Below are 14,126 nucleotides of genomic sequence, written 5' to 3' on the forward strand. Positions count from 1 at the left end.
TAGCCAGATGGGCATAGGTGTGAGCCTCCAAAGTTGAATTTATGGATGAGACGGCGGATGCAGATATCCTTTGCGGCGGGCGATAGTATTCATCTTTCGGATCTGTGCCACTGCTCGGACCTGAGAACGTGTACGACGGGATGATGCAAAGACGACTCTTCCTGCTGGATCATCCATAGATCTACCTGCTCTACCCGCCATTTGTACCAGAGACGCTTCGTCGAAAAAGCCATTATCCGCATCCAAAATGAATACATCGCTACGCGGGATGGTGACGCCCCGCTCCAAGATAGTGGTGGTCACGAGCAGACGTATGGTCCGTTCACGAAAAGCAATCACTTTGCTCGCGCGATCCGGATCTTGAGATGATGTTCCTTCGATATGGATTTGTGGAAACATGCGACGCATGAGATTTACAAATGCCTCAATCTGAGCGATCCGTGTCACAAAAACAAATACCTGAGCTTCCCGCAGCAAGGAGGTTTGAATACTCTTTTTTAGTGTGGCGGGCAGCTCTCTCTTCCGAATACATTCGGCGACAGTAGGCATTTTCAGTAAACGCGGTACAGGTAAAGGGTGGCGGTGGAAGCGGACGGGAACTTTGGCGTGAGTGAGTTTTCCTTGCGCTGCTTCCCGCTGTAGCCTAGCTGGCGGGGTAGCGGACAGGTAAACAAAATGACCATCAGGCGTGCATGAGGACGCAGCCGCATGAGCGAGCATGGGATCATTATGGTAGGGAAACGCGTCGAGCTCATCGATAATGACCAGATCAAATGCCTGGTAAAAACGCATCAGTTGGTGCGTGGTCGCGAGTGTGAGCTGTGCGTCTTTCCAGCGCTCGGTGCTGCCTCCGTATAGTGTAGCGAGCGAGATGTCAGGGAACGCCTTCGCCAAACGAGGGGCAAGCTCCAGCACGACATCCCGCCGCGGCGTAGCGACAAGTGCTCGTCCACCCCGCTCCAATATGTATTGGAGCAGCGGGAATATCATTTCCGTCTTACCGGCCCCAGTCACGGCCCATAGCAAAAACCGCCCCGGCCCATCCCCTGCGGATGGCCGGGCCAAAAACGCCAGCGCCTCGGCAGCCGCCGCGCTCTGCGCCGGGCTCAACCCCCACCGGGCAAGTCCGCCCTCGGTGGGGTCAACGGCCGTGCCACGACGCGATGCTTCACCGCGTCGTGGCACGGCCCCTGGCGCTGCGCTGCGCAGCAGCAGCGCACAGGCACGGCTGCGCCCCAGCGCGAGGCAGGCCTCGCAGTAGGCGCACGCCGCCAAGCCGCAGGCAGCGCAGGGCACGCGCTGCCCGGCAAAGCTGCCGCATCGGCGGCAGCGGGGCGCGCTCTGCGCGCGACCAAGCCACGCGAGGCGGTGCCGCCGCGTGGCAGGCCCTTCCAGGGCGGCTGCTATGCTCAGCCGCCCCCATAGGTGCGCGAGCTGCGCAGCCGCGCGCCAAACCGAGGCTAGCTGCGGCGCCGTATCCGCCAGCAGCGCCTCTGCCTCGGCCGCCAGCAATTGGCGGCCGCGAAGCCGCTCAGCCAGCAGGGCCGCGCCCCGCTCCAGCTGAGCCCACTCCCCCGCGGGATATGGCTCTGCCATCCTGCCCACCTCCGCACCTCTTTCAGCGGCAATCCCCACATTCCCCGCCATCTCTCCCCTAGCCTCCAGTTCCCCGGAGGACCGCTCGTACTCTTCCAGTTTCCGTCGCATATACGCCTGCCAATGACGCTCGACCCACTGATTCATTTCCTTCTCCGATTCAAAATTCTCTACCATCCATGAAGCCTGACTTAAAGGCAGCTCCCTGCCTAGCAGCAACCACTTCAACACCTGCTGTCCACTTACACCCTCTAGCCACCACGCCGCATCCACTCGGATATCCAGTGATAGAATCATCTTCCACCCTTCTCTCACTCGACGCACATATAAACCAACCTTCATCTGCTCTCCTCCCTCAGCTTCAATATCCCGAAACGCAAAAAAAGCACATGCCAACCCGACTTTTCGTCGGAGCATGTGCTTCATGTCCATCCCAATCAAATTATTTCCATTTGTACTACCACTATATCAATCGTCGAGTTTTGTTACAAGTTATTGTAATTCCAAATCCTCTTCATCGCATCATTTTACCAATTCTCTTATTAACGATAATCTTTCTTTGAACCGCGAAACTTTTTCCAATCCGTACCGTCTATACTTTTAACTTAAGAGTTCTGATTTCAAAAAGCTTCTGATTGTTAACTAAAGAAGAACAGAAACCCTGCAATAACCATACATTGCATAAAAACCCATATTTAATTTATCAGCAAGCTTGGCTACAATGACAAAAAAAGACTACAGCATAGGCTGTAATCTTTAACCTCGAACTTATGAAATCCAAGCTTAACTTGGCAAGCAGGTATGACTTCATTAAAAGTACCTTCTGACTGATGACATTCTTTAGCCGGTCTGTCTCAGCATTTCGTACGAATAATGATTTTAACCCGAAAAAAGCAACTACTGCTTCGACTCACGTAAATCGATAAGGCGAATAGAACGATTCCCTGTCTGATTCCCCTGCTCCATATCGGAAGGGACAGCAGATAAGTAGGATAACTCCATTCCTTGCCTATGCATAAGCTTTTCAATGATTCGAACCGTTTCGGCTTCCGTACGATCAGCGACAACCGTCAATGTGAAGCTCTTTCCATGGTAAAATAATTCCCGGCAAAGCGCTCTTACAATACCTTCAATCCGCTGCTCCTGATTGGAAGGAATGAGCAGAATCTGCTCGTAGCCTTCGGGGTCTGGACGAGAAAGATGGCGCTGGTGCATGGCATGAACGGCCATTGCCGCCAGGAAGTATATGAGCAGAATCATAGTCAGATGAGCAACCATGGCAACTGCACCTCCTCGGAAGGTCATGCTCACCCATGGCGAACATCCCTGTATACAGCAGTATATGCTGCATCCCCTGAAGGGTTACACTTGCAAATCCCGAACGCTCATATTCCATTCTGATCGACACTGGACGAAGAAGACAGGCCAGGTCGTTCACTCATTCATGCCGAAGCTAACGTAAGTTCTACACAGCTTCACACTTTGATCATTTGCTGTAATAAAGTCCATTAACCCGCTAACCAGTCCAATATCTTGGAATGGGCGCGAGTAAACAGAAGCCTATATTTGTTAACAACACACTACATCATTACAATTGTATATTAGAGCGTAACCCAACCATATTTGATCGAGTTGATAACCGCTTGCGTACGATCGTCCACTTCCATCTTCTGCAGAATACTGCTGACATGGTTTTTTACTGTCTTTTCACTGATGAACAGGAATTCACCAATCATTTTATTGCTCTTACCTTCAGCCATCAGACGCAACACTTCAGCCTCACGACGAGTAAGCGGATTGTTGTCGCCAGCGACAAATTTAACGCCTGCCTCTTTCGAAGCCCCCTCGCTCATTGCCCCTGTCTCATTAAGATACGTCATACGACGCAACTGCATGATCAGTTTGCCTGTTACTTTAGGGTGGATGAATGCATGCCCTTCATGAACGGAACGAATCGCATTAATCAGGGACTCGGCCTCCATGTCTTTCAGCAGATATCCGTTAGCGCCTTTACGCAGCGTCTCGAACACGTAGCTCTCATCATCATGAATAGACAAGATAATGACTTTGACATCCGGGAACAGCTCACGCAATTTCTCCGTTGCTTCAACCCCGTTTTCTACCGGCATGTTGATGTCCATCAATACGATATCCGGTTTATCCTGATTACAGAATTCGAGCACCTGAATTCCATCGCCACATTCGCCAATGACCTCAATGTCGTCCTCCATATTTAAAATGCGTTTCAGACCTTCACGGAACAGCTGATGATCATCAGCCAAAAGAACTTTAATTGATGCTTTACCAGTATCACGGTTTTCCATCCTGCTACTCCTTTCCCTTATCCACGTTTGTCGGGATATGAATCACTATTTTGGTTCCTTGATTTTCCGCGGATTCGATCTCTATTCTTCCTTCTAACAGTTCAACCCGCTCTCTCATCCCAATCAGACCGAAGTGGGTATGATCCTTGCTCTTCTTCGCAAGAAGCTCCGGTTTGAATCCAAGCCCATTGTCCTGCACGACAATTTTGACGAGCTGAGCCTGGTATGTAATTTCCACTACAACATAAGTGGGATAAGCATGCTTTGCAGCATTGGACAGACCTTCCTGCACGAGGCGATAAATCGCTGCCTCCATTGCGGAAGACAAACGGTGTTCCTTGCCTCTCGTTTCAAAAAGCGAGCGGATTTTTGTTTTTTCTTCAAAATCCTGCACGTACTTCCGAAGCGTCGGAATCAATCCCAGGTCATCCAGTGCCATAGGACGCAAATTGAAAATAACTTTTCTCATTTCTCCAAGACTCGAACGAACCTGGCCTTTCAAATCTACTATTTCGGCCTGGACCATCTTAAAATCCTGCTTTATGAGCATTCTTTCTACAATTTCCGTCCTAAGCACTAGATTTGCGAGCATCTGTGCAGGTCCGTCATGGATCTCACGGGCAATGCGTTTCCGCTCTTCTTCCTGGGCCAAAATTATTTTCAAACCAATCATTTGTCGATTTTTGGCGGATTCGATAATACGGGTCACTTGACCCAACTCACCCGACAGATACTCCAGTACAACCCCCATCTGGGAACCGATCGTCTCGGCGCGCTCCACCGAAGCTTCCACATTTTTGGCACGCTTCTGCAGATCATCCCGACGGGCTTTCAGATACATTTCCTTTTCACGGTAAATCATCAGATCCAGCTGTAACTGCGTCGCTTTTTCATACGCCTGCTTGATATCATGCTCGGAATAACGGACGAAGTCACGGCTAACCTCGGTTAGCCGGATCCGGGAGCGGCGGTAGTTCAGCTCCAATTGATCTACTTTCTCGATCGTTTCCGCCGTCTCCTTCAGAACCGACTTCAACTCCTCGTTCAGCGTTTTCAGCTCATTACGGGTTGAGTCCATAATCTCAAACATTTGATATTTACTGTTTTCCATGACTTGAATGGCGTTTTTTATGACGCGGTCTATGGCATCGGCTTGTAAATCCACGTTTGTTCGACTCCATTTCTATCGTTTCCGGTATATATCATACCATATCACGATGAGATGGTAACGGTCTTCGTGTTCTGTTCCCATTTTACAGTCAGTCCAAGCTGCTCCGAAACGAGTCTGAGAGGGACTAAAGTCCTACCACCAGATACGTAAGGTGCGACTGTTGCACTTTGTCTTTTGCCATTTATAATGAATTCTTTCTGACCTACAACCAGATCAATCAGCTTGCCGCCACGCACAACAGTAATCCGTTGATTTTTGCTGTCCCAACTCGCCTGTCCGCCAAAAGCATCCAATACATGCTTGATTGGAACATAAGTTGTTCCATTTTTCAGTACAGGTGCGGCGTCGATTGCCTTTTTCGTTCCGTTCACCGTCATGGATTTCTGTCCAAGCACCAGCGAAGCAGTCCCTGAAGGCAACCCTACTTCACTGGATTTGGATGGCATGGTGAAAGCAATGTTGTCAAAAGCAACCGTGCCTGTCTTCGCACGCTCATCCTGACCTTCTTCCACATTCACCACATAAACCCGTTTCAGCTTCGCCGGATAAGCAATGTTCAGCCCATTCAGGTCCACGTTCAGCTTTTTCCAACCGTCCCAATCAATCGCTTTAGCGAGGTCGGCATAAACTGTTTTGCCACTGGCATCAGTAAATTCAGCACGCAGCCAGTTCAAGCTCTTATCTCCCATAACATCCATCGACATGGATGTTGCTGTTGCAGATACCTCTTTGCCAGTGGAACCGTTCAGTTGGGCATAAGCATACATTTTACCTATTCCCGCGGTCATGTCATAGCTCAGCTGCAGCACCTTGGAGCCCGCTTTTTCACCTGTTCCAGCTGTCACGGAAGCCGATCCGGTTACACCTGCTGCGTTGGTGGTGAAGTTGACCGGGTAGCTTACATTTTCGAAATTCTCCCATATCGTTTCACTTGCCGCAGCGGAGAGCACAACCACCGTGCTGTAGCCGTCATAACGACCAATTGCATAACCAACTTGAGCACCGGAATTCACGGAGGATACGGTTAATTGGTCTGCAGCCACTTTACCTTTGAATCCAATAAATTCCCATGTCAGCGAGTCCGCCGGAACCGTTACACTTTGTCCGTCTTTGGTCTTCGCCGTCACCGGAATGGAGATCGTTGTGCCCGCTTGGAGCGATCCCAAGCCAGATCCTGCTGTCAGTGAAGCCAGTTCACTACCACCCAGCACGGTAACTTTAATAGAAGATGAAGCCCCATTGCTTGTTGCAGTCAGCGTCGCCGTACCCGGCTTCACGCCTTTGATCGTTCCATTGGTCACGCTCACGATGCCGTTGTTGCTCGATTTCCACGTCATCTTGATATCGCCTGTCGCAATCGGGTTATAGTAGGTGTCGTATCCTTTGGCTGTATACTTGCCCTCTTGCCCTACCAGCAACGTTTGGCTGCCACTCACGGCAAAGCCCTTCAGCTTGCCTTCCGGCGCCGTAGAGAACACGCCCAGCGTGTTTACGACCTGACGCTGCTCTGTACCGTACTCCGTATTGAACGTAAGTCCTGCTGCCTCCTCGCCGAGCGGACGAGTTACCATCGTTGTGGAGCCGCCTCCGTCCAGATTCATGCCTTTCCATACACCAATGCTGGTCATGAAGGATTGCAGTTCAGTCAGCGACATGCCGCTGCTATTACTGTTTTTCTCCGCTGCAATAATGTAGACATATCGACCATCCTGAGAATACCCTACTGCCGTTCTGGCACGAACACCACCGATCCCGGAAGCTACAATATCGCGGGAAAACGTAGCCGCCTTGCCACCATTCACCAGAATGGTATGACCACCAATCATCATCTGCAGGTTGCTCGGATCAACGGATTCTCCAGTTGTTTTGGCTTTCAGTTTGTAATCCGCATTCAGCGTCTGCCCGACCGCCAGGTGAGTCATAATCCATGTCGCTGCCGTTCCATGCGCACGCAAAATATACCCATCTTCCGGCACCGTCATGTCTAACGCCTTTTTATCGGAAATCTGGGTAATTACACCGTTCTGCACAAGTACCTCAGTTGGTGTGGTAGAAGGATCATTAGGCCGCTTCGTGGACGTCCAAGCCGGTGTATAAATATACATCGAATTGGCATGGCTGTACTTCACCGAGCCCGATTCGACCGTGTAATCCTCCTTATTTATCCCACGCAAAGCAAACGTTGAACCATCGTCTGCCTTCACCGTGCCATCAAATGAATATTCATCAATCATCGGCTTGCCGTCCTTGGTTACGGTGAGGGCATACATGCCTGACAATTCGGATGGTGTAGACACGAGGACCCCGTCAGAGACCTGTCCACCGATAGGAGCAAGCTCACCGGATACATTGAAATAGTCGCCGTTCACGGCGGCTACTGCTCCGTTTTCCTTAGCCATACCACCCGTGCTTTGTTTACTGTTCAGATTCCCGCCCTTGCCTGTCATGACATCCAGCTTCACATAGGGATTTTGTAAATCCACTTGAATGACGTCTGCCAGTACGTTCACCTTCGAGCCGGAACGTGTCGTTGTATAGTTATATTTCATTAACTTCGCACCCGAAGTCAAAATTTCTTCACTCAGTTTGCTTGTCGTTGTAGATGCCGCAGCGGCTACTGACTGCCATGAACTTCCCGACCAGACCTGTTGTCCCGCTCCCAGAACCGGTGCAATCCAGATCACGCCTGCCAGCGTCACAATCGCCCATTTCTTCGCCTTGCTACCCTTAACGTCGTTCAGCCGTTCCCCTTGTTTCCCCAGCATGTTTGAAACGTCTCTCCCATCTTGTATATCAATCTTAGATATCACGATCTCTACCACGTGGCAGCAGATAGCGAGATTTCTAGTATACTCTTCTATTAATAGACTACTTTTTGTGGAAAAAGTTACGCCCCGAGCCTGAATTCAGGTATTTATTGGGTTATACGACATCTTATGATTATGTTATACGTTTTTACAGTCATAAAAATAGACTTCAGTTATGCTTGAGTTAGCACAATCGAAGTCTATTTGGAGTAGATCTGGCTGTTGAAACAATAGTTGTAACCAAATTAACGTTAGTGTCTACATCTAGGAATGTTGAGCTAATATTTACGGTGACAGTTTTGAAAGGAGAAATTCACCAATAATTGTTATTCTATTTTTCTCGTAAACGGGTATGCTTCTGGCTGTCTTCTGCTGACTCTGCCATTACAACGCTTCTTCAGGTGTTCTGTGATCTAGACCAAGACCAGAAATATCTAGTATTAAATATAAAAAAGGACCATCTCAAGAAATAAACTTCTTGAAATGGTCCAGTATGTTACGTTCGTTATCGTGACTATTCTTGGATTACACTATTGCAATATCATTTCGTTTTACAAGTATCCTAATTTATCCAAAACACGCTTCAACATCACTGCTGCTTGTGCACGAGTAGCATTACCTTGAGGGACAAACGTTTTTGACGTCATACCTTGAATGATTCCTTCTTGCACTGCTTTGGCGACAGAATCCTTGGATTGGATTTTGTTGCTATCCTTGAACTTCGATAATGTGGAGGCCGCTGAAGATTGGAGTGAAACTGTTTTCCCTCCATAATTCATGGCCCGAACCATCATAATGGACATCTGTTCACGGGTAATTGGACGGTCTGGCTTGAAGGTACCATCCGTATTCCCCGTAATGATTCCCGCTTCAGCAGCTGCACCGATATAAGCACTCGTTGTGCCACCGCCCAGAACATCACGGAAACGGCCTGCTGCTGTTTGGTTCCCTGGCAGCCCCAAACCTCGAGCCACTAATTCAGCAAATTCTGCGCGTGTAATATTCTGATTCGGTCCATAGAAAGAACCGTTCGGCGTTCCAATAATCCATTTGGCAGAAAGCTCTTTAATGACTGCACTAGCCCAATGGGATGATGTATCTTGGTAGTTTACGATATGAGTAACAGGAACAACCGTTTGATTGCCATTCAACTGTCCTTGAATAACCACACCATTGATCGTGGTTTTAAACGAACTAGGCACGTTAGATAGGATAAATGTACCTGAATCCATATAGGTTAGCCCTGAAGTTGTCGTTGGTGTTTTCAGGGGCAATTGTATAGCGAGCAGGCTTTTAATGTTCTGCTCCACACGTAGGTTGTTATTTCCGTTAAATGCAGACAAGTAAATATTCGTATTATTGCCTAACTTCTGTGCGCCTGCAGCTAGTAACAAGCCATCCAATGTACCTGATCCGGATACCGGTACTGTCTCGATCTGCACGTAAAGATAGGAAGAACCTACACTCGTTGATCCCCCCACGTCTTGAATCATGGAGGACACATCCAAACCAGACAGGGGAAGTGTCCATAGGCGATCACCATATTTGATTCCGATTGAACCCATGCGATTGCTCGATGCCAACTGAGCCAATGCGCTTAGTGGGAAGCCAACATATGCCGAAGATTCATCAGCATTCATCTCAAATACAACAGGCTGTGCCGTTTTTCCAACCGTCGCTGCATACTCAAAGGCCTGTAGCAATTTGGCAGCATCTACGTTAAATTGGCGAGTTGAGAGATTGTTGCGAGTCATTGCTGACACATTGGTAGCCGTATCGTTACTCATGACAAGAACAGCCTGACCATAACTCGATGCATCTAATTCTGTCAACCAGGAAGGACGCCCATTCGTCTGACTGCCTGTGGAACTGCCATTAACCTGTAAGTTAAGTGGCCCGAAAGCTACAATTGTGTTATTTAATGCATCTCTTAGTGGAACGGCTCCCGGAACGTAACTAACGGTTCCCGTCTGTCCCGAGGTAGCTGAACTTGAAAGCTTCAGAGTTACTACGGAACCGGAACTTGCAGCTGAAAGTACACTTACCGCGGAACCACCAAGCTGTACATTGAACTGCGACGCGGTAAGTGCCGTCTGAGCTTGAAGTGGGTCCTTAAAGTTAATGGACACGGTATCTCCTTGAAGGACAGCCGAAAGAATTTTTCCGTTTCCATAGGTATAGGTCACTGGCGCCAAATTAATGTAACCAGCCGGGTTGCCATTCAAGTCGGTTAATCTCAACGTCCCAGGCACGTAGGACAAACTAACGTTCTGGGTACTGGAAACGGCACTCGCCAATGTCAAGGTAACCAAGTCATCCTCAATCTCTGTATCATTTACAAACACTGCCTTCCCATCTACCAATACGGAGTATTGACTCTTTAGGGGCTTGTTCGTCCTGCTCAGCGGTTCATTGTAACGAATCCATAATGTTGATCCGCTTACTTCTGCGTTTTTAAATTCGGGCGCTTTCGTATCAAGACTATTGCGAACGTAGAATCCACTAAAGCCGGCAAGCGCTTGTCCACGAGTGTCTTTTACAGGCCATGAGCCTGGTTCATACGATACTCTAACCACTTCCCCATTTTGCATGGAACGACTGAGGCTGAGTGTCACCAGAGAACTGTTGTTGGTAGAAATGCTGTTAATTCCCACCGTTGTGCCGTCAGCCGTAACACTAAACTGTCTTACAGCATCACTTGAATTGATATAGACCGTCTCTGGGTAATACAAGCTAATCGTACTATTATAAGCTGTACCTTCACGTGGTTTGGACATGATGGAATCCAGATTATTCTCTACATCTCTGGCAGAGAATGCTGCTGCAGCGTTAAAAGACAAATCTTGAATTTTACGAGTTCCTGTCCCCGGGGCGTACGCAATTCTAACTACCTGTCCTACCGCTACACCCGTGTCCAGTACAACATAGACACTATCTCCTGAGACATAGGAAGTACTCACATTCCGGTTCTCTCCGTTAACCGTGACCGTGAAGCTGGAAGCAAACGGATCAATACTTGAGAGCAACTCGTCATATGTCAAACGAATAATGCTATTACTGTACATTTTTGCGGTCTTTAAAACTGGTGCGGTAGTATCCGAACCCAAAGTCCTGAATGTCCATGAGTTTGCCCCATTCAACCCTGTAAACAGGTTTCCTGCGTTATCCCGCAGAAAGCCTCCTAATATATCCACAGTGTAGGTGGTATTGCTTGTTAGACCATTTAACGGAATAATCCGTAATTGTCGGTTGTTAGTGCTGTTGAGTAATACTGTTGCGGGTATTGCAACACCATTTTCATTTTTTAATATAACCGCTCCAGTAATGTAAGCTGAGCTCAACTCTTTGCTGAATGTCACTGTAAGTTCATTCGTTAAAGAAACATTGCTTGCTCCATTAGTCGGAGATAACGAGGATACGGTTAATGCAGATGGATCAGAAGAAAACGCAGTGAAGTTCCATTCTCCTCGACTAATCCCTTTTACATCATTACCAACGCTGTCCCTTAATACCCCTTCAGGTATCACAACGGAGTATGTAGTGTTATTCAAAAAGTTGTTCGTTGGATCGATGGTGAGCGTTCTACCATTTATCACAATTCGCGGTGCACCTGCAGCTATATCCAGTTCTTCAATAATAGTACTTCCCTGTAAAATCTGAATTTTGCCTGCACCAGCTGAAATACTGTCACTATAGGTCAATTGTATGTTGGACGTAGTCGGAACAGATACTGCTCCTAGATTCGGGAAATATGAGATTACTTTAGCTGTTCCTATTCCCCTTGTACTAAACTTCCATTGTTGTGTTGTCGGACCGTTCACCGCAGTTCCTCCATCAGCAGCTACCAAGGAACCTGAATCGAATTGTACATAGTATGTTCCTCCATGTAGCAGTGGATGAGCAATACTTACTTCTTTCCCTACCCCTTCAACACTCTCAGGTGCATCCGGATCTGCTAGAGTTCCCTTAATCTTCACATCCGAACTATCCATTCTAATTGTAGCCACTTGGGTATTATCCTGAAAACGTCTGATTACTACATTTCCCACAGCGTTCTCAGACTTCTTAACCGCTTCCTTGAACCGAATAACCAGCGGCGCAGCACCATCAACCTCCGTTGCTCCCACAGCAGGAATTGTAGCTTCAATCAATGTGTCGTTAAATTCATCGGCGGCATACACCGTATTTTTGTTCATAAACGGGATACCTTGCCAACCTTGAATAGACATTAGCATGATTAACAGTCCGATGATCCCCCTGCGAGCCGTTCTTTTTAAACTCACCGTTCCTTCCTCCTCATCCTGTTTTAACTGTCTGATGTACATACCTCATTATGTATGTCGGTTACAATCCCAATTTTCTTTAGTTAAAAGGAAATAAAAGGAATCCATTGTGTTTCTCCAAAGTTCTTAATGCTTGCATAAAAAAAACCCTGATTCCATATCGGAATCAAGGGCTTCATTTAAAGAACGAATCGTTAAATTACAGACCTGCTTGCTCTTTCAAAACGTCAGCTTTGTCCACTTGTTCCCAAGGTACATCCAGATCTGTACGGCCGAAGTGACCGTAAGCAGCCGTTTGTTTGTAAATTGGACGACGCAGATCCAGCATACGGATAATACCAGCCGGACGAAGATCGAAGTTGTTACGCACAAGCTCAACCAATTTCTCTTCGCTGACTTTGCCTGTTCCGTATGTATCTACGTTGATCGATACCGGGTTGGCCACACCAATCGCGTAAGCGAGCTGGATTTCCACTTTGTCAGCAAGACCTGCAGCAATAAGGTTTTTCGCTACATAACGAGCTGCATAAGCTGCGGAACGGTCTACTTTTGTTGGATCTTTACCGGAGAACGCGCCACCGCCGTGACGTGCATAACCGCCGTAGGTATCTACGATGATTTTACGTCCAGTCAAGCCCGCATCTCCTTGAGGTCCGCCAATAACGAAACGCCCTGTTGGGTTGATGAAATATTTAGTCTGCTCATCCAGCAATTCAGCTGGAACGACAGGCAGGATTACATGTTCTTTGATGTCTTTTTGGATCTGCTCTAATGTAGTCTCTTCAGCATGCTGAGTAGACACGACGATTGTATCAACACGTACCGGTTTGTCACCGTCGTATTCAATCGTTACTTGAGTTTTACCATCCGGACGAAGATATTCCAATGTACCGTTTTTACGCACTTCAGCCAAGCGGCGAGCGATACGGTGGGATAATGCAATTGGCAAAGGCATGAGTTCAGGTGTTTCGTTGGTTGCAAAACCAAACATTAGACCTTGGTCTCCAGCACCAATGTTCTCTGTCTCGCGAGCCATTTGTTCCGGGTCACGGTTCTCCAGAGCTGCGTTAACACCTTGTGCAATGTCAGCAGACTGCTCGTTAAGAGAAGTCAGAACTGCACAAGTATTGAAGTCAAAACCGAACTTGGCACGAGTGTACCCAATTTCCTTAATCGTATTACGAACGATGGACGGTATGTCCACGTATTCAGACGCTGAACTGATTTCACCGATGACAAGCACAAGGCCTGTAGCCACGGAAACTTCGCACGCTACACGAGCGTTTGGATCATTTGCCAGGAACGCGTCCAACACGGCGTCCGAAATCTGATCGCAAATTTTATCCGGATGTCCTTCAGTTACAGACTCCGATGTGAATAGATGTCGGCCTTTAATAGACATTGAAGTTTCAACCTCCCATAACCAGTAGTATGGCGATTGCCCGAACAAAACATTTACGTTGATTCGTTCACTGTACCCTCGAAAGCTTTCCGGGCGGAATAAGGACGCAGGGTCCGCAGTTACGAAGATAAGGATTTTTCAGGTAATGGCCTCAACAAAAAATCAACCTTTCCCTAGTGGAAAAGGCTGCGTACCTCAACTGCCATCTTAACGTATTTGTCAAGACGTGTCAAACAAATGGGGATAAGGAAAACACCCTATAAGTGCTGCTCTGCCTGGCGAATCAGCCTTTTCGTAATCTCTCCACCGACCGACCCATTTTCACGGGAAGTCAGATGGCCCCAGCCTTTATACTGGCCATAGGAGTGATCACTCACCTCACCTAGTTCAGAACCAAATTCGGTATCTGCACCAGCAAGACTTCTACCTCCATATCCCACATTCAGACCAAACTCAGCAGCAATTTCATACTTCATCTGATCCAACATCTGACGACTTTCCGGTACCACTCTGCGGTTGCTTCTAGCCATATTCCTGCACCTC

Annotated in this window: 9 protein-coding genes; all 9 read right to left on the reverse strand. The window is 47.9% G+C overall.

Translation table 11 applies throughout. From position 1 onward, the window contains the following. Positions 1–39: 39 nt before the first annotated feature. The 9 genes from P364_RS38755 to P364_RS0118830 all read right to left on the reverse strand — a co-directional run bounded on the left by P364_RS38755 (position 40) and on the right by P364_RS0118830 (position 14,113). Positions 40–1,824: a helicase-related protein gene (locus tag P364_RS38755; protein ID WP_236642451.1), complete on the reverse strand. Its 1,785-nt coding sequence runs from the start codon at positions 1,822–1,824 to the stop codon at positions 40–42. Further along, positions 1,757–1,900, reverse strand: a complete 144-nt coding sequence (locus P364_RS38270; RefSeq protein ID WP_236642146.1) for a hypothetical protein — start codon at positions 1,898–1,900, stop codon at positions 1,757–1,759. Before P364_RS38270 ends, P364_RS38755 begins: the two co-directional genes overlap by 68 nt. A 593-nt stretch (positions 1,901–2,493) precedes the next feature. Then, entirely contained in the window at positions 2,494–2,907 is a 414-nt protein-coding gene (locus P364_RS0118800; RefSeq protein ID WP_152532725.1) for a hypothetical protein, read from the reverse strand. A gap of 290 nt (positions 2,908–3,197) precedes the next feature. Then, positions 3,198–3,920, reverse strand: coding sequence for a response regulator transcription factor (locus P364_RS0118805; RefSeq protein ID WP_024631627.1), 723 nt, complete (start codon positions 3,918–3,920; stop codon positions 3,198–3,200). A 4-nt stretch (positions 3,921–3,924) separates the two neighbouring features. Continuing rightward, a complete protein-coding gene (locus tag P364_RS0118810; RefSeq protein WP_024631628.1) occupies positions 3,925–5,085 on the reverse strand; it encodes a sensor histidine kinase in 1,161 nt (386 codons plus the stop codon). A gap of 47 nt (positions 5,086–5,132) precedes the next feature. Continuing rightward, a complete protein-coding gene (locus P364_RS0118815; protein ID WP_024631629.1) occupies positions 5,133–7,856 on the reverse strand; it encodes a stalk domain-containing protein in 2,724 nt (907 codons plus the stop codon). A gap of 593 nt (positions 7,857–8,449) precedes the next feature. Continuing rightward, positions 8,450–12,181, reverse strand: coding sequence for an Ig-like domain-containing protein (locus tag P364_RS0118820; protein WP_161634231.1), 3,732 nt, complete (start codon positions 12,179–12,181; stop codon positions 8,450–8,452). A 199-nt stretch (positions 12,182–12,380) separates the two neighbouring features. Then, positions 12,381–13,583, reverse strand: coding sequence for a methionine adenosyltransferase (metK, locus tag P364_RS0118825; RefSeq protein WP_024631631.1), 1,203 nt, complete (start codon positions 13,581–13,583; stop codon positions 12,381–12,383). 257 nt (positions 13,584–13,840) lie between these two features. After that, entirely contained in the window at positions 13,841–14,113 is a 273-nt protein-coding gene (locus P364_RS0118830; RefSeq protein WP_024631632.1) for an alpha/beta-type small acid-soluble spore protein, read from the reverse strand. Positions 14,114–14,126: the final 13 nt, after the last annotated feature.

The organism is Paenibacillus sp. MAEPY2 (assembly GCF_000499205.1).
In the GTDB taxonomy this organism is placed as follows: domain Bacteria; phylum Bacillota; class Bacilli; order Paenibacillales; family Paenibacillaceae; genus Paenibacillus; species Paenibacillus vandeheii.

Bases quoted from the DNA above. Each gene is read 5' to 3' on its own strand.
- P364_RS0118805 (WP_024631627.1), bottom strand. From the start codon at position 3,920: ATGGAAAACCGTGATACTGGTAAAGCATCAATTAAAGTTCTTTTGGCT.
- P364_RS0118815 (WP_024631629.1), bottom strand. From the start codon at position 7,856: ATGCTGGGGAAACAAGGGGAACGGCTGAACGACGTTAAGGGTAGCAAG.
- metK (WP_024631631.1), bottom strand. From the start codon at position 13,583: ATGTCTATTAAAGGCCGACATCTATTCACATCGGAGTCTGTAACTGAA.
- P364_RS0118830 (WP_024631632.1), bottom strand. From the start codon at position 14,113: ATGGCTAGAAGCAACCGCAGAGTGGTACCGGAAAGTCGTCAGATGTTG.